This is a genomic window from Amycolatopsis stemonae (assembly GCF_054781455.1).
In genome coordinates, this window is sequence record NZ_BAAGUJ010000014.1 from 20184 (window position 1) to 46313 (window position 26130).

Here is a 26130-nt window from a genome sequence, read left to right on the forward strand (position 1 = left end):
TCGCAGAACCGTAACGCAGGGGCATCGACTTGCAATGAACGTTGCAAAACTGCGAAAACGCAGTATACGTTGTCCGCACTCCCCGGCGCCCGAGACGGAAGGCGTTCCCCCATGACCCTGCTGGCACGACTGGACCGGCTCCCGCTGAGCCGGCCCCACTACAAACTGCTGCTCATCGGCGGGCTCGGCTACACCTTCGACGGCATGGACTCGGCGGTCGTCGCCTTCCTGCTGCCCAGCGCCAAAGCGGCGTGGGGGCTCGGCAACGGCCAGCTCGGGCTGATCGGCTCCGCGACGCCGTTCGGCTTCCTCTTCGGCGCGATCGCGGCCGGCCTGCTCGGCGACCGCATCGGCCGCAAGAAGGTCATGATGTACGCGCTGGCGTTCTACGCGCTGTTCTCCGTGATCGCGTCCTTCTCGCCCAACTACGAGATCTTCCTCGGCGCGCGGGTGCTGGCCGGGGCGGGCGCCGGCGCCGAAAGCGCGATCATCGCGCCGTTCCTGGCCGAGTTCGTGCCGGCCAAGCGGCGCGGCTGGTTCGTCGGCGCGCTCGCCGGGTTCTTCTCCTTCGGGTTCGTGGCGGCCGCGCTGATCGGGCGGTTCGTCGTGCCGTCGTTCGACGAAGGCTGGCGGGTCGCGCAGCTCGTCACCGCGCTGCCGATCGTGATGCTGTTGTGGTGGCGGCGATCGCTGCCCGAGTCGCCGCGGTTCCTGCTCGCGCGGGGACGGGTGACCGAGGCCGAGAACGTCGTCGTCAAGATGGAACGCGACGTCCAGAAGGCGACCGGCGCGGCCCTCCCGCCGGTGCCCGCCGCCGAGACCGGGCCCGCGACCGAGACGCCGAAGGTCACCCTCTTCAGCGCGCTGAAGTTCCTGTGGAGCCCCGCGATGCGGCGCCGGACGGCCGTGATCTGGACCGTCTGGTTCGTGATCACGTTCTCCTACTACGGCTTCTTCTCGTGGATCCCGACGCTGCTCGTCGAACGCGGCATCACCGTGACGAAGAGCTTCGAGTTCTCGATCATCATCTACCTCGCCCAGGTGCCCGGGTACTTCTCCGCCGCCTGGCTGTCCGAACGGCTCGACCGCAAGCACACCATCGCGTTGTACCTGGCGGGTTCGGCGGTGAGCGCGTTCTGGCTGAGCCAGACGAGCGCGCCGTGGTCGATCACGCTCGCCGGGGCCGTGCTGTCGTTCTTCCTCAACGGCACCTACGCGGGCGTCTACTCCTACACGCCCGAGGTGTTCCCGACCTGGATCCGCGCCAGTGGTACCGGCCTGTCCAGCGCGTTCGGCCGGGTCGGCAGCATCCTCGCGCCGACGATCATCGGCCTGTCCGCGGCGAGCCTCGGCTTCGCCGGCGTCTTCGGCCTGACGACGGCCGTGCTCGCGGCGGGCGTCCTGTGCGTGCTCGTCTTCGGCCTGTCCACCGCGGGCCGCTCCCTGGAAGAACTGACCGAACACGGCGCGCCGGTGGCCGTCGCGAAGGAGATGACGAAGTGAGTCTGTCCACTGTGGAGGAACGGGTGCGCGCCGAGCTGGGCGTGCGGCTGTTCACCGTGCTCGCGTGGGTGCCGGAGCGCAACGCGCTGCGACGGGTGCACAGCAGCCACCCCGCGGAGTACCCGGTGGGCGGGGAGAAGACCGTCGAGGTCGCCGCCGGCTGGCTCGAACGCTGCATCACCGCGCAGGAGCCGTACTTCGGCCCGGACAAGGCGGCGGTGCGGGAGATCTTCGCCGACCACGACCTGATCGAGTCGCTCGGCTGCGGGGCGATCATCAACGTGCCGGTGGTGTCCGGCGGCCGGACGCTCGGGGTGCTCAACATCCTCGACGCGGAAGGCGCGTACGACGAGGATGCGGTCGCGGTGGCCGGATCGCTGGCGCCGCTCGCGGTGCCGGCCCTGCTGGAGGAGGAGAAGTGACCGGATCCCTGGTACTGCGCAACGCGCGGCTGCTCGACCCGCTGTCGGGGGAGTACACCGAGGGCGACCTGCGGGCCGTCGACGGCCGCATCGCCGAGGTGGGGCCGTCGCTGGGCGCGGCCGACGTGCGGACCCTCGACGTCCGGGGCGCGGTCGTGTTGCCGGGGCTCGTCGACGCGCACGTCCACGTCACCGCGTCGACGGCGGACCTGGGGTCGCTGCCGTCGTCGTCACCGTCCTACGTGGCCGCGCACGCGGCGCGCACGATGAGCCGGATGCTCGACCGCGGGTTCACGACGGTCCGCGACGCCTCCGGCGCCGACTTCGGTCTCGCCGACGCGCAGGCGGAAGGGCTGTTCCGCGGGCCGCGGCTGCTGTTCTGCGGCCGGGCCCTGAGCCAGACCGGCGGGCACGGCGACAGCCGCACCCGCGGCGCGCACGCGAAGGACGACCACCCGTGCTGCGCGGGCCTGGGCCGGGTGGCCGACGGCGTGGACGCGGTCCGCGCGGCGGCGCGCGACGAGCTGCGCAAGGGCGCGCACCACATCAAGGTGATGGCGTCCGGCGGCGTCGCGTCCCCGACCGACCGCATCGACTCGACGCAGTACTCGGCCGAAGAGCTGGGCGCGATCGTCGAGGAAGCGACGGCGGCGAACCGGTACGTGGCCGCGCACGCCTACACCGCCCGCGCGGTGAACCGGGCACTGGAGCTGGGCGTCCGGTCGATCGAACACGGCAACCTGCTCGACGACCGGAGCGTCGCCCTGTTCCGGTCCCAGGACGCCTACCTGGTGCCGACGCTGGTGACGTACTGGGCGCTGAAGGAGGAAGGCCGCGAGCACGGCCTGCCGGAGTCGAGCTGGCGCAAGGTCGACGAGGTGCTGGGCGCGGGCCTGGCGGCCCTGGAGCGCGCGGCCCGCGGCGGCGTGAAGCTGGTCTACGGAACGGACTTGCTGGGCGGCATGCACCGCCACCAGAACCACGAGTTCCGCCTGCGCGCCGAAGTCCAGACGCCCCTGGAGGTCCTCCGCTCGGCGACATCGACGGCGGCGGACCTGCTGAACCTGACGGGCGAGATCGGCACGGTGGCCCCGGGCGCCCACGCGGACCTGCTGGTGGTCGACGGCGACCCCCTGGAGGACGTGGCGGTACTGGCCGAGCCGAAGAACTTCCGCCACATCATCCAGGGCGGCGAGGTCGTCTCCGAAACCTGATGCCCGGGTGACCCCGGACGGGTTCCTGTCAGGCAATTCACGTCCCCGTCCACTGACTTTTCGATGCTCACCCTGTAGACAGGGAAGTTCCAGGTGCGTCGGGGGTGTTCGGGGTGAATGGCGTCAGCGAGGGGGACCGCGGGACGTCGACGGGGGAGACTGGGCAGTACGTCACCCGTTCGTCGGGAGCGGCGCGGTTTCCGGGTGTGCCGTCCCAGCAGGGCGGCGTTCCGGGTGGTCCGCGCCAGTTGCCGGCTCCGCCGGCGCACTTCGTCAGCCGTGCGGACGAGCTTTCCGATCTCGACGAGCTGGCCGAGGTCGAAGCCGGCTCCCGGGCGCAGCTGGTGGTCGTCGTCGGTCCCGGTGGGGTGGGGAAGACGGCGCTGGCTGTCACGTGGGCGGCCGGCCACGCGCACCGGTTTCCCGATGGGCAGCTCTACACCGACCTGAGGGGTTTCTCCGCCGAGACGGCCGTGACACCGGACGAGGTGCTGGGCGCGTTCCTGCGTGCACTGGGAGTCGAGCCGGAGCGGGTCCCGGCCGGGCTGGCCGAGCAGGTCGGGCTTTACCGGACGGTGACCGCGGAGCGCAGATTGCTGGTGGTGCTGGACAACGCGGTGTCGACCGCGCAGGTACGCCCGCTGATCCCGGCCTCGGCCGGTTGTGCGGTGGTGGTGACGAGCCGGCTCCGGCTGGATGGCCTGCTGACCGACGGCGCGCGGTTCGTGGATGTCGCGCCGTTGCCGCCGGACGACGCGGTCGCGCTGCTCGGCGAGACGCTGGGGCGGCGCAGGGCCGATGCGGAACCGGCTGCCGTGGCCGAATTGGCGGAGTTGTGCGGCCGGTTCCCGATCACGCTTCGGGTGGCGGCGGCGCGGCTGACGGCCCGGCCGCGCTGGCCGGTGTCGCGGGTGGCCGACCAGTTGCGCGACGAGCGTTCCCGGCTCGCGACGCTGTCTCGGCTGGCGGGTGCGGAGGATTCGGCGACGGCGGCGTTCGACTGGTCCTACCGCGAGCTTCCGGAGCAGGCCGCGGTGCTGTACCGGTTGATGGCCGAGCTCCCGGTGCCGGACTTTCCCGCCGATCTTGCGGTCGCAGCAACCGGGTTGCCGGATGGCGATGTGCGCGAAGCGCTGGACGTACTGGTCGACGCGAGCCTGCTCGAGGAGGTCGACCTCGACCGTTACCGGTTCCACGACCTGGTCCGGCTGCACGCGCGTGCCCAGCGCGACAAGGGCCGGTTCGAGGTCGTCCCGCGCGCGGCGGGCTGGTACCTGCGGGAACTCACGCGGGCGAACCTCGTGGTGATCCCGATGCGGTGGCGCGTGAGCCCGGTCGCCGAGGGACTGCAAGACGAGCCGGCACCGTTCGCAACGGACGGCGAGGCACTGGACTGGCTCGCCGCGGAATTGCCGAACGTGCTGCCTCTTCTCGAAGAAGCGGTGGCCGAGCGGCACGACGAACTGGCGTGGCAGCTGTGCGAGGCCCTGTGGGAGCTGTTGCTCCGCCGCAAGTACTACCCGGAGTGGATCCGCTCGCACGAACTGGGGATCACAGCCGCGCAGCGGTGCGGCGACCGGGTGGCGGAAGCCCGGTTGCGGTACCAGCTCGGCCGGGCACACCTGGATCTCGGCCACCTGGAGCCGGCGCGGCACGAGACGAGTCGAGCGGCGGCGCTGGCCCGGGACGCCGCGGACCGGCGCAACGAGTCCGCCGCGCTGGAGCAGCTGGGACTCGTCGCGCAGAACCGCGGCGACATCGACGCGGCGGTCCTGCTGTTCACCGACAGCCTGCACCTCGAGGAGGAATCGGGCATCGACCGCGGGGTCGCAGCCCGGCACTGGCGGATCGGGGAGGCGTTGCTGCGCGCCGGCCGCGAAGCGCGCGCGGTGCGGCACCTGGAGGTGGCCGCGCAGTTGTTCACCGAGATCGGCGACGAGCGCGGAGCGGCTTGGGCGACCCTCGGGCTGGCCCGGGTCGACGCGCGATCCGGGCATCCCGACGCGGCGGTCCAGCGGCTGGAACGGGCACGCGAGGTACTGGGGCGGCCGGGGTCACCGGTGCACGAGGCGAACGTGCTGTTGGCGCTGGCCGAGGTCACGCAGGACGATGTTCAGCGTGCCCGGCGGTACCTCGTCGAAGCGGCGGATCTGCTGAGCGACGTCGGCGGCGAGGTGTTGTCGCGCGTGCAGGCCGCGCTGGATGCCCTGGATCGAGGCGAGGGCGGTTAGCCGCTGCCCGGTGAACAGCCACAGGCAGGCGGCGACGGCGGCGAGCTCGGGGTCTCCGTCTCCGACGAATGTGGTGGTGTCGCCGAGGTGGTCGCCCAGCAGGAGACCGGCCGCCTCGACCGGAACGACGGCGAGGGTGAGCCCGGGCAGGTGGGCGAAAAGATCGGCCAGGACGTCTCGTTCGTCGGTGTGGCCGGGCCCAGCCGGTGCGATCACCGCGTCGGCGAGCGAGGTGCGGCCGTGCAGGGGCGCGGTGATGAGCGTGCCGTGGCGGGTACCGCAGGCGTAGCGCCAGATGGTCATGGCGTCACCGGTTTCGGCAGCGGAACGGGCGAGATCGGCACGGCATGGGTGGGTTCGGGAAGGCCGAGCAGCCGGTACAGGGTCCGGCGCAGGATGGTCCCGGCTTGCCCTGGGCGGGACGTGAGCAATCCGCGAACCAAACCGGGTAGCCCGGCGGCGTCGCGTGCTTCGGCCGCCGCGGACAGCTGAGTCAGCAGGGGGCTGCCGGGTCGCCAGCGGGGTGCGTGGCGGGCGAGGACTTCCGTCGGGGTGCCGGGCAGGAGCGGCTGGTCCGGGTTGTCGGCGAGCAGGACCGACGCACCCGCCGCGGCGCCGTATCCGGTGACGGATCCGTAGTCGCCGAGGACGTGGTCGGCGGCGGCCAACGCCGCTCGCCACCCTTCTTCAGGCGGCACCAGCACCAGCCCGGCGCGCATCGCGGCGGCGAGCCAGGACCGGACCTGCCACGCGCCGTGATGTGACCAGATCGCCGGGTGGAGGGCACCGACGACGAGGTAGCGGTCCCGGGGGAGCTCGGCGACGACGCGGTCGAACAGGTCAGGGTGCCTGCCGAACGCCGACCGCGGTGACCATGTGGACGTCACCACGACGACCTCCTGGCCATCGGTGGCGCCGAGTGCTCGCCGGTACTGGTCGCGGTACGGGAGGCTGGCGGTGAGCCTGTCGAGGGCGAGGTCGCCGGCGACGACCGCGGCGGTCAACGCGGCCGGGCACAGCTCGGCCAGCAGGTCGTGTTCGCGCTCGTGGACCAGGACGATCGCGTCGGCGCGGACCCGGCCCGCGCGCAACAGCTGGCCGGGCCCGAGACCCACCTGGGGTCGGTACCGACCTCCGCCCGGTGGCCGCCAGGGCTGGTACTGCCCGAAGCCGCCGCCGTGTGGCATCAACAGGATCGGGGCCGAGGGTTCGTCGATGCCGCGGGTGCTCCCGGCGAGCACGAGATCGACATCGCTGCGGCGCGCCTGGGCCCAGGGGAGCACTGGGCCTCCCTGCGCGCGGAGGAAGTCGTGGGTGGCCTGCCAGCCGTCGCCGGTTTCGGGACTGGTGAACGCGACCTGGACGCGGTGGTCGGCTTCGAGCAGCGGCAGCAGGTCCAGCAACCGGGTACCGGCCACGACGTGCGGCACGAGCACGAGAACGGATTTCGTCCCGAGCCGGGTGGCGAAGTGTGCGTCGGCGGTTCCGAAGGGGCTGCGTACCCGGGTGCAGTCGGCCATGGCGGTCCTCCACAGGTCGTGTCCAGTTGTTGTCACGAATGTCGGGGACGCGGTTCAGAAATGCCTTTCGGCCTGTGGGTTCGTCGATTGACAATTGATCAACGAAGATCGTCAACGGGCCTCGTCCGAGGCTCTGACGTGGTCACTTGGTCGAATCAATGGGAAAGTGATCCTCGTGGACGGTGTTCACGACGGGGGAAGGGGGGCGGCGTGGAAATGGTGTTCGGAATTCTCGGGCAAACGGCCTTGCTGCTGCACGGGAAAGTGGCCGTGAAGTGGGCTCAGCCGAGGTCGAGACAGGTTCTCGCCGCTTTGCTGACGTCGCCGAACCACCGGTTTTCCGTCGACGACGTCGTGGAATGGGTGTGGGCCGACGACGAGAATGTCCCGCGGGGAGCGCTGGCGACCTTGCACCAGAACGCCGCGCACCTGCGGCACGCCTTTCAGGCGAACGAAGTCGACGCACACATCGGGATCGGCAAGACCGGGTGCGTGGTCGAGATCGATCCGGCCCTGGTCGACCACGTCGCCTTCGCTCGCACCATGGCTTCCGCGAGACAACTGCGGGACCGGGGAGAGCACGACCGGGCCCACGTCGAGGCGCAGGCGGCGATGCGGCTCAGGCGCGATGAGCCGCTGATCGATTTGCGGACACGGCGAGCCGAGGGCTGGCGCGCGCAGTGGCTGCGCAGCCAGTGGCTTCCGGCGAACGCCTTCCTGCTGACCGAACTCTTGACCGCCGGGCGGGCCGACGTGGCACTCGGCCGGCTGATGGAGCTCGAACACGCACATCCCTTGGAGCTGAGCCTGGCCAAGCTGCGGGTCCGGGCCCTGGCCGCAGCAGACCGTCCCGGCGAGGTGACCGAGTACTACCTCACCATGCGCAGGCAGTACCTCGACGCCGGTGAGCTCCGGGCCGCGGACGAACTGCGGGCAGTGCACGAGGAGGTGATCACCGGCGCCGGTGCGCGACCACGCCAGACGGTGCGAGTGGACGCTGTGCGGAAGGAGGAGCCGGTCGGAGCGCCCGTGTGGCACGTCCCGCCGGACTGCGACGAGCTCGAGGGCCGGGCCGGGCTGCTCGCCGAGCTGGACGCGTTCACCTCCGACACGACCGGAGCGCCTCGCAGCGGTGTGGTGGTGGTGACCGGCGGGCCGGGTGTGGGCAAGTCCGCCGCGGCGGTGCGGTGGGCACACCGGGCCCGGCGCCGGTTCCGGCATGGTGTGGTGCTCCTGGACCTGCGGGGTGACAGCCAGGCGACGGCCGCGGACAGCGGCGAGGTCGTGGACGCCTTGCTGTCATTGCTGGATTTTCCCGTCGACCAGGTGGTGAATCCGGTGGCGAGGATGGCGAAGTTGTCCGCGCTGCTGCAGGACCGGCCGCTCGCTGTGGTGCTCGACAACGTTCGCAGCCGCGAGCAGATCGCGCCGCTGCTGGGCGTGCTCGCCGCGTGCACGGTGCTGGTGGTGTCGCGATGGCGGCTGCCCTCGCTGGCCGCGACGGTGTCGCCGCCCGTGGTGACCGTGCGGCCGCTGGTCGCCGCCGACGCGACGTCGATGCTGGATCGCCGGATCGGCCGCCGTGCCCGCGAGGACCGGCGAGGCACGGCGGAACTGGTGCGCCTGTGCCGGGGAAACCCGCTGGCGCTCACCCTCGTGGCCGACCGCGCCCTGGCGCGTGCCGGCATGGTGCTGTCAACGCTGGCCGGGCTACTGCGGGACGCCGATCTCCTGCTGGACCTCGGTGACGAAGGCGACTGGTCCCAGGGCAGCCTTCGGGCAGCGTTCAGCGTGTCCTACCAGGCGCTCGACGCCGGTGAGCGGCGAGCCTTGGCGGTGATCGGGCTGCACCCGGGCGCGGAGCTCACGGCCGAAGCCGTCGCGGCGGCGGACGGTCGCCCGTTGTCGGCCGTCCGGCGTTCACTTGACGTCCTGGTGGCCGCGCACCTGCTCGAGCATCCCGGCAACCTCGACCGGTACCGGATCCACGACCTCCTGCACGCCTACGCGGCTTCGGTCGCGGCCCAGCTGGACGACGTCACCGCGGCCCGGCGCCGGATGTTCGAGTTCTACCTGTTGATGGCCTGCGACGCCCATCGCCTGCTGTTTCCGCACAAGCCGCCGCCCCCGCTGCCGGCCACGACCCTGGCGTGGCCGAGTCCGGCCTTCCGCAGCGCCGCGGCTGCTCGGCAGTGGGTGGTCCGCGAGAAGAACCTGCTGGTCGAGGTCGTCACCGGCGCCGCGGCGGCCGGACTGCACGAGATCGCTTACCACCTACCGGCCCTGTTCGCGGAGTTGTTCGTGGCGAAGGGGTTCTTCGTCGACGCGATCAGCTGCCTGACCACAGCGGCCGACAGCGTCGAAGCGATCCTCGCCGAGGGCGGTGGCGCCGAAGCGCACCTGCGGCAGGTGCTGGGATCGCACCTGAACGATCTCGGCGTCGTCCTGATGCACCAGGGGGAGGAACAGGAAGCGGAACGGCACCTCCGGCGTGCGCTGGAACTGGCCGAGGGATTCCCGCTGGGGCGCGTCGCCGCGACGTTGAACCTGGCCCGGTGGCACCTGCGGGCCGGGCGGGCGACGGAAGCCGCGGTGCTGTGCCGGCTGGCGTTGGAAATCGCCTATGAGCAGGGTGAACCGTCCCTGTGCGCGGTCGCGGCGCACCGGCTCGCGAACGCGCTGGTAGAGGCGCGGGACTTCGAGCAGGAGGCGCTGGAGCTGTATACCGAAGCGCTGGACTACCTGCGAGACTCGCCCGACGCGACGACGCGGCTGGAGATCCACACCGCGCGAGCGTCACTGCTGACCAACCTGGGACGGCTGGCCGAAGCCGACGAACAATGCCGGCTTGCCTCGGAGCTGACGCCTGCGAGCCTGAGCCTGCCGTCGGTGATGAAGCTGAACACAGTCCTGGCCCGGCTCCGGCACGAGCAGGGCAACGCGCGGGCGGCGTTGTGGTACGCCCATCGGGCGGTCGAGCTGGCCGACCGCACCGGACACGCGACGGGGCAGGCCAGGGCGCTGTCGGCACTCGCGGCAATCCTGCGCGAGCGCGGCAACCGGGTGGACGCGAGGGCCCTCTGGCTGCAGGCGGCGGAACTCTACCGGGGGCGAGCGCGGGACACCCGGGTGGCGGAGCTCGGCGAGCTGATCGACGAGCTGGACGCGTCGGAACCCGTGATTCCGGTCGCGCGTGACGGCGAGCGGGACACGGTGGCGATGTTGCCACCGCGCCGGCAACCGGAGCGGTAGCCGCTCATCCTTTTCGGTCCTTCGCCCGGCGCGAGCCGCGACACGAGAAGGCTCGTTTTCCTTACCAGGAAAAGATATTTATCCCCTGACTGTCCACTGTGGCGGACATGACAGCCGATATGGCTTTCGTGCGCCTGGTGTGCTGCCGGTGTGGCGTTGCAGAGTGTTACGGCGGCCACAATCGGCGGAACTCGCGTCATGGTCTCCGGGTAACTCACTCGCAGTTGCAAGGAAGGCAAGCCGCGCACCGAGCCAGGGAGCGGAGCACGCCATGATCACGACGCCACCACTCGGTTGGCGGTTTGTTCGCCGACATCGATGTCGTTACCTGGAAGCAGACTGCGTGACGCGTGAGCCGGGTGGATCCGGCCGCACCGGCACGCACACGGGTCAGCTGTTCGGGGCGGCGATGATCTGGTGAGCGAGGACGACAGAGCCGGCAGCTCCCCGGAAGCCATCCCTGACGACGAAGTGCGGCAGCTGGTGGACGATTACGTTGGTGGTGAGACCATCGAGAGCCTGGTCGCCCGTCTTCCGTACAGCTACCGCAAGATCCGCACCGCGCTGATCGACGCCGGTGTCACGCTGAGGTTGCCGCGGATTCCGTTGCCGCCCACCCCGCCTGGCCTGGTCAACGCCTACCTCGACGGGCGGTCCATTCGCCAGCTCGCGACAACCTACGGCATGTCTTACAACCAGACGCGCAACATCCTGCTCGCCGAGGGCGTCGAGCTTCGCCGTCGCGGCCAGCCCTGAGGTTTCCGCGCTGCCGGGCTTCGAGGCAGGAACTGCAGGCGAAGCCCGGCGCGACTCGGGTGTGGTCGCTCACCGCCGGGGTGGACGACCGCGGGTCAAGCGGCGCCGCTCATGATGATCCACCACAAGGGCAGCACAGCGTGCATCATGAAGTTCCTCCTTCATCAGGTGGGGACCGGTGTGGCGTGCTCGGCGCGGGTGGACGAGGTCAAATCTTTTCCCTCGCACCTCGCCGGAGGCGAACCCTCTCGGTGGTCATTCGGATGTGTTGCGGAACACTACAGGTGCGGATGGGGTGCAATCACCGGGGGTGCCACTCAGTGGGGAAACCCCCTTCCGGGGAAATCCCACTCTATGGCTTGACGAGGCAAAACACTCTGCGAATTCACCAGGTGACGCCACGGACGCCAGTCCACTGTAGAGCTTCACGAGCGGACAACCTCCTGTTTCGACAGGAGATCGGGCTGCAAGGTCGCCTGGCGTACCCCAGGTAGAGCAATGTGGCCACTCGAATGAGTGGCCACATTGCTGGAAGAAGCCTTGTGGAGGCGAAAAGAAGAAAGAATTCAACTCGGAAGTGTGGCGGCGCCGCTACCAGTTCCGCACCGCGGGCGCGTAGCCGTCGGGTTTGTCGCCGACCTTGGTTTGCGGGGTCACGATCCAGTTCTGGTACTCGGGCGTGAACATCCGGTACACCGAGGCCGGCGGCACCGCGCTCGCGTCGTCGAGGCGGGCGCGCAGCTCCGTGGGGATCTCGAAGTCCAGTGCGGCCATGCTCTTGCCCAGCTGCTCCGCGCTGCTCGCGCCGACGATCGCCGACGCGATGCCCGGCTGCGTGGCGACCCAGTTGATCGCCACCTGGGCCATCGTGACGCCCAGCTTGCCCGCGACCTCTTCGAGCGGTTTCAGCAGCTGCCAGTCGCGCTCGGTCCACGGTTGCGCGTCCGGGTCGGCGAAGCGCCCGGTACCGCCGTCGCGGTACTTGCCCGTCAGGAAGCCGCCGGCCAGGGGGCTCCACGCGGTGAGGCCCATGCCCAGGTGCTGTCCCATCGGGACGTGCTCGGTCTCGATCTGCCGCTGCACCAAGGAATACGGGAGCTGCAGGTTGATCATCGGGGTGAGCGAGTGCGCTTCGGCGTAGGTCTGCGCCTTCGCCGCGTACCACGCCGGCACGTCGGACAGGCCGGCGTAGCGGATCTTGCCCGCGCGGACGAGGTCGTCGAGCGTGCGCACGACCTCCTCGGCCGGGGTGAGCCGGTCCCACGTGTGCAGCAGGAAGAGGTCGACGTAGTCGGTGCCCAGCCGCCGCAGGGACGCCTCGAGCGCGCGGACCAGGTGCTTGCGGCCGTTGCCGCCGGCGTTGGGGTCGCCGGGGTCGACGCTGTTGGTGAACTTGGTGGTGAGCACGACGCGGTCGCGCACGCCCGCTTCGGCGACGAGCCGGCCGAGGATGGTCTCGCTCTCGCCCGCGGTGTAGAAGTCCGCGGTGTCGAGGAAGTTGCCGCCCTCGTCGAGGTACTTGCGGAAGATCGGGCGGACCTCGTCCGCCGTCTTGCCGTAGGCGGCGTGGAAGCCGCCGGTGCCGAAGTTCATGGTCCCCAGCGCGAGCCGGCTGACGCGCAGGCCGGAGCGGCCGAGGAGGTAGTACTGATCGAGTGCCATGACTTCAGCGTGCCGAGCACTTTTTGGACCCGCAAGTCCATTCGCCGTGGGTGCCGGAGGGAGGCCGGCACCCACGGCGCGGACTCAGCGGCAGCGGTAGCTCGACGCCACCGCCGGGTCGCCACCCGCGTAGCGCGACACCCGCGGGAGCGGGCACAGGTCGCGCGTCCTGCCGTCCGCGGACGCCGCCGTCAACGTCGCCGGGGCCTTGCCGTGCTCGACCCAGTCGACGAGCTGGCCCAGCGCGTTGGTCGGCTCCGGACCGCCGCCCCCGAAGCAGTGCTCGACGCCCGGTGCCAGGAACAGCCGGTAGAAGTCGTTCACGCCACCCATCGTCCGCTCCACCTGGGCGCGGTAGGAGAGCGTGCCGCCCGGCGGGATCAGCTGGTCGTTCGCGCCGACGAACGTGATGAGCTTGCCGCCGGCGCGGCGGAAGGCCGACAGGTCGGGGTCGGACGTGCCGATGACGTCGTCGTACTCCCGCACCGACTGGCGGAACACGTCGGCGTACTGGGCGTACGTCAGCTTCGAGGTGTCGAAGCCGGCCTGCTTCTCCACGAACGACTGCACCCACTTGACGGCCACCGGGAAGCCCGGCGCGGTCGCCACCAGCCACGTGTAGTCGGCGCCCTTCGGGAGCCCGGCCCACAGCCTGCGCTCGCGCTCGTCGGTCGGGCCGGCCCAGATCTTGCGCATGACCTCGGCGTCCGCCGCGGTCACGGTGAACTCCTGGCCGTCGCACACGACCTTGGTGCCGACCAGGCTGCGCGGGTCGTAGCCGCACTCGTCCGGCCGGTCGACGATGCCGTTGGTGACGCCGTCACGCGCGTCGCACGCCTTGACCGCGGCCGTGCGGAACGCCGAAAGCACGCAGGTGCTCGGGAAGTCGTGGCTCTGGTTCATCACGACCTGCGGCCAGAGCGTCGCGACCGCGAACTGCGTCCAGTCGACGGCCGGGGCGTTCGCGAGGATGCCGTCGAAGTCGCCGGCGTACTTCTGCGCCTCGGAGTACCCCTGGCGGCCGCCGGTCGAGCAGCCGGTCCAGTACGAGTACGTCACCGGGCGGTGGTAGTACCGCTGCGTGACGGCCTTGCCGATCAGGGCCTCTTCGTGCACCGAGCGGGTGGCGAAGTTCGTCAGCAGGGTCTGGTCGACCCGGCCGTCGGACTTGAGCGCCCAGGACGTGTCGAGGCCGTCGAGGGACACGCCCGCGTCGGTCGTCACGCCGGCGTAGCCGTCCTTGGCGGCCTGCGCGAGGCCGTCGAAGTTGCCGGCGGCGTAGGCGCTGCCGCCGAGGGCCTGGAGCCGTCCGGTCCAGCCGGTGTCGGGCAGCGCGACGGCGACCTTGACGTGGTCGGTGCCGTCGTGGGTCAGGGTCACGGTGACCTGGCAGTACGCGGTCTTGTGCTCGGCCTGGACCGACTCGGTCTTCGCGCCGGAGGGCGCGGGGACCGACACGGCGGCGCACGCGGGCGTCGCGGCGGCCGCGCTCGGCGCGAGCGGCACCAGGCCGGTCAGCAGGAGCGGCACGGCGGCCGCCAAGAACTGGGGAAGGCGTCTCATCGGTTCCTCTGGTCGCTTTCGTCCGATGTGGACATTGCGCTGGTCAAGGTAGGCGGCCGGGCCGGACGCCCGCGCCCGTCGGGTGACGCTGACCATGTACGTCACTTGGCTGTGAGCTGCGGAAACGTGCTTTCGGTAAGGTCGGGTCCATGGCGCTGCACGGGCGGGAAGCCGAGCTGAAGGAGCTGGGCGAGCTCGTCGACGGGCCCGGCGACCGCGCCGGAGTCCTCATCCGCGGGGAGGCCGGGATCGGCAAGTCGGCGCTGATCGCCGAGACGGCGGCCGCGGCGTCGGTCGCCGGGCTGCGCGTCCTGCGGACGACCGGGGCGGAGGCCGAGCAGAACCTCGCCTACGCCGGTCTGCACCAGCTGCTGCATCCGGTCCGGGCGGGCTGCGACGAGCTGCCGGCACCGCAGCGGTCCGCGGTGCGGACGGCGCTGGGACTGGCGGAAGGCGCTTCGCCGAGCGCGTACCTGGTCGGGCTGGCGGCGCTGACGCTGCTGGCCGAGGAAGCGGCGGCGAAGCCGTTGCTGCTGGTGGTGGAGGACGCGCACTGGCTGGACCGCGCGAGCGCGGACGTCCTGGCGTTCGTGGCGCGGCGGATCGAGGCCGAGCCGATGGTCCTGGTGGCCACGCTCCGGGACGGCGCGGCGTCCCCGCTGCTCGACGCCGGGCTGGCGCCGATGCTGCTGGGCCGCCTGCCTGCCGAGGAGGCCGCGGAGCTGCTGGACGCGGTCGCGCCCCGGCTGGCCCCGGCGGTCCGGACCCGCCTGCTGACCGAGGCGGCCGGGCATCCGCTGGCGTTGACGGAGCTGCCCTTGGCGCTGGCTGATCTCGACGGGCTCGACCCGGTGCTGCCGTTGACGGAGCGGCTGGAGCGCACGTTCACAGCCCGGGTGGCGGGCTTGCCGGCACCGACGCGCACGGCGTTGCTGGCGGCGGCGCTGAACGAGACGACATCGCTGGCCGAGACCTTGACCGCGACGGCTGCCCTTCTGGCGGCGGGAGGGACCGCGCCTGGCGCCGGAGTCTTGCCGGAGCGGGTGGCGGCTGCCTCGCCGGGCGGCGAGGGGTGCGGCCTACCTGATGCTGCCGATGTGCCCGGGGGCGCCGGGTCGGAGCTGGCTGCCGCCGAACCCGAAATCCTCGGGCCCGCCGTCGAGGCTCGGCTGGTCGAACTCTCCGCCGGGACCGTCACCTTCCGGCACCCCCTCATGCGCTCCGCCATTCCCGCCGCGGCCGGCCCGGTTGAGCGGCGGCGGGTGCACCTCGCCCTCGCCGACGCTCTCCGGGACCAGCCCGACCGCCGTGCGTGGCACCAGGCCGCCGCCACCGCCGGGCCCGACGAAACCGTTGCCGCTGCCCTCGAACGGACCGCCGAACGCGCTCGGTACCGGGGTGGCTCGGCCGCCGCCATCGCTGCTCTCGAGCAGGCCGCGCGGCTGAGTGAACGGCCCGAGCCGCGCGCCGAGCGGCTGCTGAAGGCCGCCGAACTGGCCGTCGAGTCCGGGCGGCGGGAGACCGCCGAACGGCTCGTGCACGCCGCGAACCCCGCCGGTGCGCGGCAGCGGGCCACCGCGAGCCGGCTGCTCAGCGAGTTCGAAGACGGCGTTCGCGAAGACCCCGCCCGCGTCGCCGAACTCGCCGCCACCGCCGAGGCCGTCGCCGCCGAAGGGGAGCACGACGCGGCCATGCGGATCCTCTGGAGCGCCGCCATGCGGTGCTTCTGGACCGAGCCCGGCGAAGCCGCCCGACGGGCGCTGCTCGGCGTCGCCGACCGGCTGCCCGTGCCGGACGACGACCCGCGCGTCGTGGCCGTCACCGCCTATGTCGCGCCGTTCGAGCGCGGTGAGGCCGTCCTGAAGAACCTGACGAAGCTCGCCGGCGCGACCGGTGCCGATCCTGAGGTCGACCGGTACCTCGGCAGCGCGGCCCTGCAGGTCGGCGCGTTCGACCTGGCCGCGCGGTTCTCCGCCGCCGCCGCGCCGGGCCTGCGTGCGCAAGGCCGGCTCGGGTTGCTGCCGCGGGCTCTGGCGGTCCAGGCGTGGAGCCGCGTCCGGCTCGGGGACCTCGCCGCCGCGGTGCCCGTCGCCGCCGAAGCCGCCCGCTTCGCCCAGGAGACCGGCCAGCCGTTCATGTACGGCTTCGCCACCGCGGTCCAGGCCGAGATCGCGGCCCTGCGCGGCGACCACCGGCAGGCGAAAACCCTGGCCGACGAAGCCGAACGCGCCGGGCTCGCCGCGGGCGCCCGGCCGGTCCTCGCCACCGTCCAGCTCACGCGCGGGCTGATCAACCTGAGCGAGGGCCGGTTCGAGGACGCCTTCGCGGACCTGCGACGACTGCTCGACCCGGCCGACCCCGCCTACCAGCTGGCCCTGCGCGCGTACTGCCTCGCGGAACTCACCGAGGCCGCGGTCCGCGCCGGGCAGACCGACGCCCTGCGCGCCGTCCTCGCCGAGCTGGAGTCCCTGAAGTCGCCGTCGCCCGCGCTGCACATCGGGCTGCGGTACGCGCGAGCCGTGCTCGACGAGCGGTTCGAGGCGGCCCTGGACGCCGACCTGACCGGCTGGCCCGCCGAACGCGGCCGCGTCCACCTGGCCTACGGCGAGTGGCTGCGGCGGCAGCGGCGCGTCGTCGAGTCGCGGACGCACCTGCGCACGGCCCGGGAGACGTTCGACGCCCTCGGCATGACGGCCTGGGCCGAGCGGGCGCGGCGCGAGCTGCGCGGGGCGGGCGAGTCGAGCCCGAACCGGGGCCCGGACGCTCGCGAGAAGCTCACCCCGCACGAGCTGAGCATCGCCCAGCTCGCCGCCGAGGGCCTGACGAACCGGGAGATCGGGCAGCGGCTGTACCTTTCGCACCGGACCGTCGGGACCCACCTGCACCGGATCTTCCCGAAACTGGGCGTGAGCTCGCGCGCCGACCTCGCCGGGATGCTGAAGACCCTGGACGGGTGACGTACACCGGCTGCGTCACCTGACGGGCGCGAAGATCACTCGAAGCTCCCTAACGTCGTGAAAGTCCCACGGTCTTTCGCGCAGGAGCAGATGATGATCAGCAGGAGAAGGTTCGGGCAGGCGTTCGCGGCGGGGCTGGCGGCGACGTCGCTGGCCGCCTGTTCGTCCGGCACCGCGCCCGCCGCGCCGGCGAAGACGCCCGACCTGCGTGCCGGGTCCGGCGAGCACACTTCGCTCGGCGAACTCAAGCACGCCGACGCCGGCGTGCTGACCATGGCCTACGCCGAGTTCGGGCCGGCGACCGGGCAGCCGGTCGTGCTGCTGCACGGCTGGCCGTACGACCCGTACAGCTACGTCGACGTCGGCCCGATCCTGGCCGCGGCCGGCTACCGGGTGATCGTCCCGTTCCTGCGCGGCTACGGCCCGACGACGTTCAAGTCCGCGCAGACCGTCCGCAACGGACAGCAGGCGGCGGTCGCGCTGGACGTCGTCGCGCTGATGGACGCGCTCAAGATCGACCAGGCCGTCCTCGGCGGGTACGACTGGGGTGCCCGGACCGTCGACATCATCGCCGCGCTGTTCCCGCGGCGGTGCAAGGCGGTCGTCGCGGTGAGCGGCTACATCGTCACGAACCTGGTGGCGAACCGGAAACCCCTGGCGCCGCAGGCGGAACTGGGCTGGTGGTACCAGTACTACTTCGCGACCGAGCGCGGCCGCGCCGGCTACGCGGCCAACCGCCACGACTTCAACAAGCTGATCTGGAAGACGGCGTCCCCGGCCTGGCACTTCGACGACGCGACCTACGACCGCAGCGCGAAGGCGTTCGACAACCCGGACCACGTCGACATCGTCGTCCACAACTACCGCTGGCGCCTGAGCCTCGCGCCGGGCGAGCCGCAGTACGACCAGTACGAGCAGAAGCTCGCGGCCGGCCCGGCGATCACGGTCCCGTCGATCACGATCGGCAGCGACTTCGACGCGGCGGCCAAGGACGGCACGGCCTACCGCGCGAAGTTCACGGGCAAGTACGAGCACCGGATCTTCGACGGCATCGGCCACAACGTGCCGCAGGAAGCGCCGCGCCCGTTCGCCCAGGCGATCATCGACGCCGACCACCTGTGAGGTCCGCCGCGACGGGTCAGGCGACGGTGGCGTCCAGGGTGACTTCGACGTTGCCGCGCGTGGCCTTCGAGTACGGGCAGACCTGGTGCGCGCCGGCCACCAGGTCGTCCGCGGTGGCCTGGTCGATGCCGGTCGCCTCCAGGTGGAGCACCGCGCTCAGGTGGAACTCGCTCGCTTCCGTGTCGTGGTGCAGGGTGACTTCGGCGACGACGGCGAGGTCGTTCAGCGGCACCTTCTTCGCGCCCGCGACGCGGCGGACCGCGCCGACGAAGCACGACGCCCAGCCCGCCGCGAACAGCTGCTCCGGGTTGGTGCCGTCGCCCGCGCCGCCGAACGCCTTGGGCACGGCGAGGGTGACGTCGAGCGCCCCGTCGTCGGAGGTCGCGCGGCCGCCGTTGCGGCCCTCCGCGGTGGAGGTGGCGACGGCGGTGTAGGTCACTTCGGACATGTGGTTCCTTTCAGCGGATGACGTCACCACGCTAGGAACCGCGAGCGGGCCGCGGCGACCGTCGCCCGACGTCACCCGTGTACGTCACCGTTTTCCAGCCGCAGCCACCGGTCGACGCCGATGCGTTCGAGGAACCGTTCGTCGTGGCTCACGACGACGAACGCGCCGCGGTACGCCGTCAGCGCGCTCTCCAGCTGTCCCGCGCTGACGAGGTCGAGGTTGTTCGTCGGCTCGTCCAGCAACAGCAGCTGCGGCGCGGGTTCGGCGAACAGGACGCAGGCCAGCGTCGCGCGCAGCCGTTCCCCGCCGGACAGGGCACCGGCCGGCAGGTGCGCCCGGGAACCGCGGAAGAGGAAGCGCGCCAACAGGTTCATGCGCTGCGCGGGCGGCAGCGCCGGAGCCGCCGCCGCCAGGTTCTCGGCGACCGTGCGGTCGTCGTCCAGGAGGTCGAGACGCTGGGAGAGGAACGCGATCCGCCCGTCGGCCCGCGACACGGCCCCGCTGTCGGGGGCGAGGTCGCCGTGGATCACCCGCAGCAGCGTGGACTTCCCGGCGCCGTTGGGCCCGGTGAGCGCGATCCGCTCGGGGCCGCGGATCGCCAGGTCGACGCCGCCGGGGAAGAGGCCGCGCACGCGCAGGCCTTCGCCGGCGAAGAGCGTGCGGCCCGCCGGGACCTCCGTCTGCGGCAGTTCGAGGCTGATCTTCTGCTCGTCCCGGCGCGCCCGTTCGGCCTGGTCGAGCTTGGCCTTCGCGGCGCCGACGCGGGCCGCGTGCGTGCCGTCCGCCTTGGCCGCCGACTCCTGGGCGTTGCGTTTCATGGTGCCGGCGAAGATCTTGGGCAGCCCGGCGTTGCCGAGGGTGCGTGCCGCCGTGCTCGCGCGGCGAGCGGCGCGCTCGCGAGCCTGTTGCATCTCCCGCTTCTCGCGCTTGACTTCCTGTTCGGCGCTGCGGACGTTCTTCTCCGCGACTTCCCGGGCGGACTGGACGGCCTCCTCGTAGGACGTGAAGTTCCCGCCGTGGAACCGGATCTCGCCGCGGTCGAGCTCGGCGATCCGGTCCATCCGGTCGAGCAGCGCGCGGTCGTGGCTGACCACGACGAGGCAGCCGGGCCAGTCGTCGAGCACCGAGTACAGCCGGTGCCGGGCGGCGAGGTCGAGGTTGTTGGTGGGTTCGTCCAGCAGCAGCACGTCTGGTCGTTCGAGCAGCCGCGCGGCCAGCCCCAGCGACACGATCTGGCCGCCGCTGAGGGTGCTCAGCGAACGGTCGAGCGTGACGTCGAGGCCGAGCCGGTCCAGCTGGGCGCGGGTGCGCTCTTCGACGTCCCAGTCGGTGCCGATGGTGGTGAAGTGCGCTTCGTCGGCGTCGCCGGATTCGACGGCCGCGATGGCCGCCAGGACCGGGGCGACCCCGAGGACTTCGGCGACGGACGGCTCGCCGCTCAGCGGCAGGTCCTGCGGCAGGTAGCCCAGGACGCCGTCGACGGCGACGCTGCCCGAGGCCGGCCGGAGCACGCCGGCGACGAGCTTCAGCAGCGTCGTCTTGCCGGACCCGTTGGGCGCGACGAGCCCGGTGCGGCCGTTCGGGAAGGTGGCGGAAAGGTGGTCGAAGACGGGGGTGTCGTCCGGCCAGGAGAAGGACAGGCCGGACAGCACGATTTCGGACACGGCGAAGACCTCGGTGTGGTGCGAAGGGAAAAGTGGACGTCGAAGGCGGCCCGCACCGGCACTGCCGGGGGCCTGCGCACTCCGGGGCTACCCGGAGATGTCGACGTCACCTGCCACGACTGGTCTCCTCGAAAGCGATCTTCACTGCGAAGATAGCAGGGCCGTGCGCACCGCCTCCAGCACCCGGCGCAGCGCGCCGCGTGGTCGCGGCGGGGAGCCACCCGCGTGCCTCGCACGTCCGGCTTCTCGGCACCGGGTTCCGGGGCCGTCGAAGCACGGCCGGGGACAAGTCATTTGCGGCCCGGAATACGTCTGCCGAGTGCCTTTCCCGGCCGTGTCGAGCGTGGGCTACGCCAGCTCGGCCGAGACGACCGACTCCAGCTCGCGAAGCCGGTCGAGCAGCGGCTCGGTCTCGTCCGCGGCCAGCAGGACGGCGCAGACCATGCTGCTCTCGCGGACGCCGTCCTTGATGTCGACGGACAGCTCGTGGACCAGGTGCCCCGCCAGCGCGTGGACCAGCGCCGGGATCTGCTCGGCACCGCCGGTGAAGTAGGTCGCGATCCGCCGGCGCAGCAGCATGGCCGAGCGGGCGGAGGGAATGGCGAAGGAGGTGGACATGGCTGATCTCCTGCGAAAGAAGGGATGAGATCGGGGCCAGGTCCCGAGAAAATGCGATCGTCGACGCCGCGCGCCGGCGACCTGGGTTCAGCCGGCGCGCCGGGTTACGAGTCGCGAGGACGTCATCGGGCGCTGCACGGCGACAGGCTAACACGATCCCCGCTCACCGGGGCAACACCCGGCCGAGCAGGGCCGTGCCGGTGTCGCCGGGCTCCCGGCGCGCCGCGCTGTCGCGGTCAGCTGGCGCGGAGGACGCCCAGGCCCAGGGGCGTGATCTCGTGGATCTGGGACTTCCCGGACCGGGTGCTCGTGATCAGGCCGCCGGCCCGCAGCACCGATGCGTGCTGGCTGGCCGTCGCCAGGGAGACGCCGGTCAGCTCCGCCAGCTCGCTCGTGTTGCAACGGGTGATCGCCACCGTCATCAGCACCCGGGCCCGCGTCTGGCCGAGCAGCGCCGCCAGTGACGGGCCCGGCTCGGCGTCGCTGTCGAAGCGCGTGTGGCTGATCGAGTACACCAGCACCGGCGGCAGGCCCGGGTCCTTGTACGTCGTCGGCATGCCGTGGGCGAAGAACGTCGGGATCAGGCGGAGGCCCCGGCCGTCCAGGTGCAGCTCCTGGTCGATCGGGAAGCGGACCTTCAGCACCGGCGGCGACCACGTGACGTCCGGGTGCAACGTCGAAAGCAGCAGCTGGGGGCCGCCGCGGTCCAGGCTCGACTGCAGGCGGCGGCGGTCGCGGGCGACCGCGCGGCGGACCGTCGGCCAGTCCGGGGCCAGGCACCGGGCGTAGTAGTCGTGGAAGGCCGTGCCGAGCCGGTGCAGTTCACGGGACTCGCCGCCGGCCAGGCGGCGCAGCCACGGTGGGACGCGCGTGCCCTGCGCCGCCAGCTCGGCGATGTCGGCGGCCAGCGACGTCGGCGGGGTTTCGAGCAGCGCGGCGACGCCGTCGCCGATCGTGGCGTGCCCGGCCGGGGTGAGGAAGTCCGGGCAGTAGCCGTACGGCGGGACGGCGGACATCAGCAGCCGGCCCGACTCGGGGACCGCGGAGCGTGACCCCTTCCGCCACCGGCCGAAGAACGGCTCGCCCTCGGGACGCCGGATCCGGTAGCTGCTCATCAGCAGCTCCCACATCGGATCGGCGTCCCCGGTGATGGTCACCTTCGCCAGGTCCGCATCCGTGAAGTGGATCTTCAGCATCGACGCACCGCTCCTTCCGCGGCTGAGGATAGCCGCTGGTGACGCGGGGTCCCGCCGCCCTGTGAGCTGTGACGTTTCGAGCACGCGCGAAACGTCACAACGCCGGGTTGACGCCGTTCGCGGGTCGCTGGCACGTTCATCCCCGCACGGCCGCGGACGGATGCCGCGTGCCGGGTGCGGGCCGGCTGGGGGTCGGCCCGGCCACGGGCGGAAATTCACGGACTCCCGCCGGAATCGCGCGTGCTCCTGAGCTGTTCTTCACCCTCCGCGAGGGTAAAAAGCCGCGCTGTCGAATCTCACCCTGTGTAGCTGGTGCGTACGGGGGAAACGACGGGCATTCCTTGACAGCCCGGCCGCCGTCAGAGTTATGTCTCCGGTCTGAATTCCGCGAAAAGGAACCAGAAACACTTCTCGGGTCACCGGTCGAATCGAGTCACGCCACCGATGAAAGAAGATCGTCGTTCCGCTCCGCCCTGGAATCCGGGCACCTGGCGGCTGCGCACCAAGATCTCCGTCGTGCTGTTCCTGCCGGTCCTGGTCGCGCTGCTGCTGGCCGGCGGACGCGTGCAGGGCGAGCTCGCCCAGGCGGGCGCGCTGTCCGGCGTGCGCGACCAAATGCCTGTCGTGCAAGGGATCGCCGAGCTCGGCGGCCTCGTCGACGACGAGCTGGTCCACGACGGCGGGGCCGCGCAGACCGCCGCGGTCGACGCGAAAGCCACCGCGATCCGCCGCGCCGCCGAATTCGCGCAGCTCAGCCCGGAGCTTTCGCGCACACTGGAAGATCAATTGGGGAAATTGACCGGACTGCGGCAGCCGGGTACCACGAAAACCATCGCCTACCACGACTTCGTCGTCGAACTGAGCGAACTGGTTCCGGCCGTGGTCGGACAGGCCGGGAATACCGGTCTCAACGCTTCGGCCGATATCACGAAGGCATTGATGCAGTTGAGGGCCGCGCTCGCCGGGCAGGAACTGCCGTCCGGCCCCCCGGCCGCCGTCGCCGAAGAAGCCGTCCTCGCCGGGCAGGTCCGCCGCGCGCTGCCCGCCGGTGCGGTGGCCGCGCGGTTCGCCGCCGCGACCATCCCCGGCGCCGGCGGGCCCGCGGCGCGGCGCACGGCCCTCGGGACCGTCCTGTCGGAGCAGGTGAAGACGCTCTCGGACGCGGTCGACGAGCTGACCAACACGGGCCGGTCCGCCGCGCTGCGCGACGCCGCGCTGGTGATCGCGGCGCTGCTCGGGGCCCTCGCCGTCGCGCTCGCCGTCGCCCGCTCGGTGGTCGCCCCGATCCGGCGGCTGCGGGTCGCCGCCCTCGACGCGGCGCGCACCCGGCTCCCCGCCACCCTCGAACGGATCCGGGGCGGCGAGGACGTCGACTGGCAGGCGACCGAGCCCCTCCCGGTCGGCTCCGACGAGGAGATCGGCGAGCTGGCCCGCGCCTTCGACGACATGCACCGGCAGGCGGTGCGGCTGGCCGTCGGCGAGCAGGCCGAGATGCGGATCCAGGTCAGCGAGATGTTCATGACGCTCTCGCGCCGCAGCCAGTCCCTGGTGGAGCTGCAGCTGTCGGTGATCGAAGACCTCGAAACCGACGAGCAGGACCCGCAGCGGCTGGCGGAGCTGTTCCAGATCGACCACATCGCGACCCGGCTGCGGCGCAACGGCGAAAACCTGCAGGTCCTCGCGGGCGGGCGCCCGGTGCGCCGCGACGTCGGGCCGGTCGCGACGGTCGAGCTGCTGCGCGCGGCGACGTCGGAGGTCAAGGACTACCAGCGGATCACGCTCGGCAACGCGCCGCGCGGGTCGGTGAAGTCCGAAGCCGCGGCCGACGTCGTGCACATCCTCGCCGAGCTGCTGGAGAACGCCATCCGGTCGTCGCCGCCGGACGAGCAGGTCGTGCTCACCGCCGACCGCGGCTCCGACGGCGGCGTGCTGGTCGAGGTCGTCGACGTCGGGCTCGGCATGACCCGCGAAGACCTCGAAGCGGCGAACGCGCGGCTGGCCGCGGGCGCCACGGTGAGCCCGGAGACCACCCGCAGGATGGGTTTGTTCGTGGTGAGCAGGCTCGCCGCGTCGCACGGGATCACCGTGCGGCTGCGGCCCACGACCGTGACGGCCGGCGTCACCGCCAGCGTGCACGTCCCCGGCGTGCTGGTGCAGGTCGACCTGCCGCCGCGGCCGCTCGCGCTGCCCCCGGCGGTGAACGGGACGGCCCGGCACGAGCAGGAACCCCGGTGGCCCGTCGAGGAGCCCGGTCCGGTCGTGGTCGAGCAGCCGCCGACACCGATCTTCGACCAGACGCTCTCGCACTGGTTCGCCGGCACCGCCACCGCGAAACCGGCGAAGCCCGGTGCGTGGGCGACTCCGACCGACGAGGTCCGGCAGGCCGCCGAAGCCGCGGTCGGGACCTTGGACGGCATCGAGTTCACCGAATCGGGCCTGCCCGCGCGGCAGCCGGGCGCCCAGCTCGCCCCGGGCTCGGTCACGCCGCGCACGCAGCCGCAGCAGCCCGCCGACCCGTCGTTCCGGGATCCCGCCGCGGTGCGGAACAACCTCGCCCGGCACTACAGCGGGATGCGCGCGGCCCGCCACCGCGTCGCGACCGACCCGAAGGGCCAGTCATGAAGATCCGGCAGGAAGGAGCGGAAGTGGTCGACCAGTCCCGGAACTGGCTGGTGTCGGCGTTCACGCAGGAGGTGCCCGGCGTCGCGCACGCCGCGCTCGTCTCGGCGGACGGCCTGCTCGTGGCGGCGAACGACCTGCTGCCGCGCGATCGGGCCGACCAGCTCTCGGCGATCGCGTCGGGGCTCGCGAGCCTCGCCCTCGGCACCGCCGACCTGTTCACCGCGGGCCGGGTCGTGCAGTCGGTCATCGAGATGGAGCAGGGCTTCCTGCTGCTGATGAACGTCGGCGACGGCTCGAACCTGGTGGTGCTGGCCAACCCGGGCTGCGACATCGGGCTCGTCGGCTACGAGATGACGCTGCTCGTCGACCGCTTCGGCAAGATGGTCGACACGGCCGCCCGGCCCGCGGCCGCGCCGGGGGCGAGCCGGTGACCGAAGGCCGGCGACGCGAGGGCGGGCGGCACGCGGCGTCGTTGGCCCGCCCGTATTCGTGGACCGCCGGCCGCACCCGGCCGCCGGTCGAGCTGGCGGTGGAAGCCCTCGTCGAGACCACGCCCGAGGGCCGGACCGCGACCTACAGCCCGACGAACCCGCTGGCGGCCGTCACGCAGCTGTGCCTGCGGCAGCGCTCGGTGGCGGAGGTCGCGGCGCACCTGGGCGTGCCGCTGGGCGTGGCCAGGGTGCTCATCGGCGATCTGCTGATCGCCGGCCAGGTGGCGATCCGCGAAACCCTCGCCGCGGACGCCTCCCACGACGAACGGAACGACCTGCTCGAAAGGGTCCTCAGTGGACTACGTGCACTCTGACAAGCGGATCACCTCGGCCAAGATCGTGGTGGCCGGCGGGTTCGGGGCCGGCAAGACGACCTTCGTCGGCGCCGTCTCCGAGATCGACCCGCTGCGCACCGAAGCCGTGATGACGGTCGCGGGTGTCGGCATCGACCGGACCGAAGCGGTGCCGGGGAAGTTCGCCACGACGGTCGCGATGGACTTCGGCCGGCTGACCCTGGCCGAGGACCTGGTGCTCTACGTGTTCGGTACGCCGGGCCAGCACCGGTTCTGGTTCATGTGGGACGACCTCGTCTGCGGGGCGGTCGCGGCGATCGTGCTGGTCGACACGCGCCGGCTGGCGGACTGCTTCGCCGCGATCGACTTCTTCGAATCGCGCGGCCTGCCGTTCCTGGTGGCCGTCAACCAGTTCGAGGACAGCCACCAGCACCCCCCGGAGCAGGTGCGCGAAGCCCTCCGGATCCCGGCGGCCGTCCAGGTGATCACCTGCGACGCGCGCTCGCCGGAATCGACGAAACGGACCCTCATCGCCGCCGCCGAGCACGCGCTCGCGGAGCTGCACTCGCCGCGGCGGCGGAACGCCTAGGAGCACC

19 protein-coding genes are annotated in these 26130 nt (G+C 71.8%); 12 read left to right on the top strand and 7 right to left on the bottom strand.

What is annotated here, in order from left to right:
* Nucleotides 1–111: 111 nt before the first annotated feature.
* From ACYVLJ_RS36940 to ACYVLJ_RS36955, 4 genes are all read left to right on the top strand, one after another.
* The gene (locus tag ACYVLJ_RS36940; protein WP_460442155.1) at nucleotides 112–1503 is read left to right on the top strand and encodes an MFS transporter; all 1392 of its coding nucleotides are present in this window, start codon (nucleotides 112–114) and stop codon (nucleotides 1501–1503) included.
* Complete coding sequence (locus ACYVLJ_RS36945) at nucleotides 1500–1925, top strand: GAF domain-containing protein (protein ID WP_451984415.1); 426 nt, start codon at nucleotides 1500–1502, stop codon at nucleotides 1923–1925. Before ACYVLJ_RS36940 ends, ACYVLJ_RS36945 begins: the two co-directional genes overlap by 4 nt.
* The gene (locus ACYVLJ_RS36950) at nucleotides 1922–3139 is read left to right on the top strand and encodes a metal-dependent hydrolase family protein (RefSeq protein ID WP_460442156.1); all 1218 of its coding nucleotides are present in this window, start codon (nucleotides 1922–1924) and stop codon (nucleotides 3137–3139) included. The genes ACYVLJ_RS36945 and ACYVLJ_RS36950 overlap by 4 nt, the downstream gene beginning before the upstream one ends.
* A gap of 248 nt (nucleotides 3140–3387) precedes the next feature.
* Nucleotides 3388–5370: an ATP-binding protein gene (locus ACYVLJ_RS36955; RefSeq protein ID WP_460442157.1), complete on the top strand. Its 1983-nt coding sequence runs from the start codon at nucleotides 3388–3390 to the stop codon at nucleotides 5368–5370.
* A gap of 299 nt (nucleotides 5371–5669) precedes the next feature.
* Here the strand turns inward: ACYVLJ_RS36955 and ACYVLJ_RS36960 are convergent, their stop codons facing one another.
* The gene (locus ACYVLJ_RS36960; protein ID WP_460442158.1) at nucleotides 5670–6890 is read right to left on the bottom strand and encodes a hypothetical protein; all 1221 of its coding nucleotides are present in this window, start codon (nucleotides 6888–6890) and stop codon (nucleotides 5670–5672) included.
* A gap of 216 nt (nucleotides 6891–7106) precedes the next feature.
* On the opposite strand from ACYVLJ_RS36960, the gene ACYVLJ_RS36965 reads away from it, so the two are divergent.
* Both ACYVLJ_RS36965 and ACYVLJ_RS36970 read left to right on the top strand, forming a co-directional pair.
* Nucleotides 7107–10142 (top strand): AfsR/SARP family transcriptional regulator, encoded by a 3036-nt coding sequence (locus tag ACYVLJ_RS36965; RefSeq protein ID WP_460442274.1) that lies wholly within the window; start codon nucleotides 7107–7109, stop codon nucleotides 10140–10142.
* A 417-nt stretch (nucleotides 10143–10559) separates the two neighbouring features.
* Nucleotides 10560–10898 carry a helix-turn-helix domain-containing protein gene (locus ACYVLJ_RS36970; protein WP_460442159.1) on the top strand — a complete coding sequence of 113 codons (339 nt, stop codon included), beginning with the start codon at nucleotides 10560–10562 and terminating at the stop codon, nucleotides 10896–10898.
* 591 nt (nucleotides 10899–11489) lie between these two features.
* On the opposite strand, the gene ACYVLJ_RS36975 is transcribed toward ACYVLJ_RS36970, so the two are convergent.
* Both ACYVLJ_RS36975 and ACYVLJ_RS36980 read right to left on the bottom strand, forming a co-directional pair.
* Complete coding sequence (locus ACYVLJ_RS36975; protein WP_460442160.1) at nucleotides 11490–12560, bottom strand: aldo/keto reductase; 1071 nt, start codon at nucleotides 12558–12560, stop codon at nucleotides 11490–11492.
* An 84-nt stretch (nucleotides 12561–12644) separates the two neighbouring features.
* Nucleotides 12645–14123, bottom strand: coding sequence for a tannase/feruloyl esterase family alpha/beta hydrolase (locus ACYVLJ_RS36980; RefSeq protein ID WP_460442161.1), 1479 nt, complete (start codon nucleotides 14121–14123; stop codon nucleotides 12645–12647).
* A gap of 149 nt (nucleotides 14124–14272) precedes the next feature.
* Here ACYVLJ_RS36980 and ACYVLJ_RS36985 point away from each other — a divergent pair, with 149 nt between their 5' ends.
* A complete protein-coding gene (locus ACYVLJ_RS36985; RefSeq protein ID WP_460442162.1) occupies nucleotides 14273–17080 on the top strand; it encodes an ATP-binding protein in 2808 nt (935 codons plus the stop codon).
* Nucleotides 17081–17173: 93 nt separating this feature from the next.
* Nucleotides 17174–18202: an alpha/beta fold hydrolase gene (locus ACYVLJ_RS36990; RefSeq protein WP_460442163.1), complete on the top strand. Its 1029-nt coding sequence runs from the start codon at nucleotides 17174–17176 to the stop codon at nucleotides 18200–18202.
* A 16-nt stretch (nucleotides 18203–18218) separates the two neighbouring features.
* Here the strand turns inward: ACYVLJ_RS36990 and ACYVLJ_RS36995 are convergent, their stop codons facing one another.
* The 4 genes from ACYVLJ_RS36995 to ACYVLJ_RS37010 all read right to left on the bottom strand — a co-directional run bounded on the left by ACYVLJ_RS36995 (nucleotide 18219) and on the right by ACYVLJ_RS37010 (nucleotide 22128).
* The gene (locus ACYVLJ_RS36995; RefSeq protein ID WP_451984427.1) at nucleotides 18219–18650 is read right to left on the bottom strand and encodes an organic hydroperoxide resistance protein; all 432 of its coding nucleotides are present in this window, start codon (nucleotides 18648–18650) and stop codon (nucleotides 18219–18221) included.
* A gap of 71 nt (nucleotides 18651–18721) precedes the next feature.
* A complete protein-coding gene (locus ACYVLJ_RS37000; protein WP_460442164.1) occupies nucleotides 18722–20314 on the bottom strand; it encodes an ABC-F family ATP-binding cassette domain-containing protein in 1593 nt (530 codons plus the stop codon).
* A gap of 348 nt (nucleotides 20315–20662) precedes the next feature.
* A complete protein-coding gene (locus tag ACYVLJ_RS37005; RefSeq protein WP_451984431.1) occupies nucleotides 20663–20932 on the bottom strand; it encodes a hypothetical protein in 270 nt (89 codons plus the stop codon).
* A gap of 236 nt (nucleotides 20933–21168) precedes the next feature.
* Nucleotides 21169–22128, bottom strand: a complete 960-nt coding sequence (locus ACYVLJ_RS37010; RefSeq protein ID WP_460442165.1) for an ArsR/SmtB family transcription factor — start codon at nucleotides 22126–22128, stop codon at nucleotides 21169–21171.
* Between the two features lie 444 nt (nucleotides 22129–22572).
* Here ACYVLJ_RS37010 and ACYVLJ_RS37015 point away from each other — a divergent pair, with 444 nt between their 5' ends.
* Genes ACYVLJ_RS37015 through ACYVLJ_RS37030 form a run of 4 tightly spaced genes read left to right on the top strand, consistent with a single transcriptional unit; the run spans nucleotide 22573 to nucleotide 26123 of the window.
* Nucleotides 22573–24750 (top strand): HAMP domain-containing sensor histidine kinase, encoded by a 2178-nt coding sequence (locus ACYVLJ_RS37015; protein ID WP_460442166.1) that lies wholly within the window; start codon nucleotides 22573–22575, stop codon nucleotides 24748–24750.
* Nucleotides 24747–25181, top strand: a complete 435-nt coding sequence (locus ACYVLJ_RS37020; RefSeq protein ID WP_460442167.1) for a roadblock/LC7 domain-containing protein — start codon at nucleotides 24747–24749, stop codon at nucleotides 25179–25181. Before ACYVLJ_RS37015 ends, ACYVLJ_RS37020 begins: the two co-directional genes overlap by 4 nt.
* The gene (locus tag ACYVLJ_RS37025; protein ID WP_451984439.1) at nucleotides 25178–25555 is read left to right on the top strand and encodes a DUF742 domain-containing protein; all 378 of its coding nucleotides are present in this window, start codon (nucleotides 25178–25180) and stop codon (nucleotides 25553–25555) included. The genes ACYVLJ_RS37020 and ACYVLJ_RS37025 overlap by 4 nt, the downstream gene beginning before the upstream one ends.
* On the top strand, nucleotides 25536–26123 hold the full coding sequence (locus ACYVLJ_RS37030; RefSeq protein ID WP_451984441.1) for a GTP-binding protein: 588 nt from the start codon (nucleotides 25536–25538) through the stop codon (nucleotides 26121–26123). The genes ACYVLJ_RS37025 and ACYVLJ_RS37030 overlap by 20 nt, the downstream gene beginning before the upstream one ends.
* Nucleotides 26124–26130: the final 7 nt, after the last annotated feature.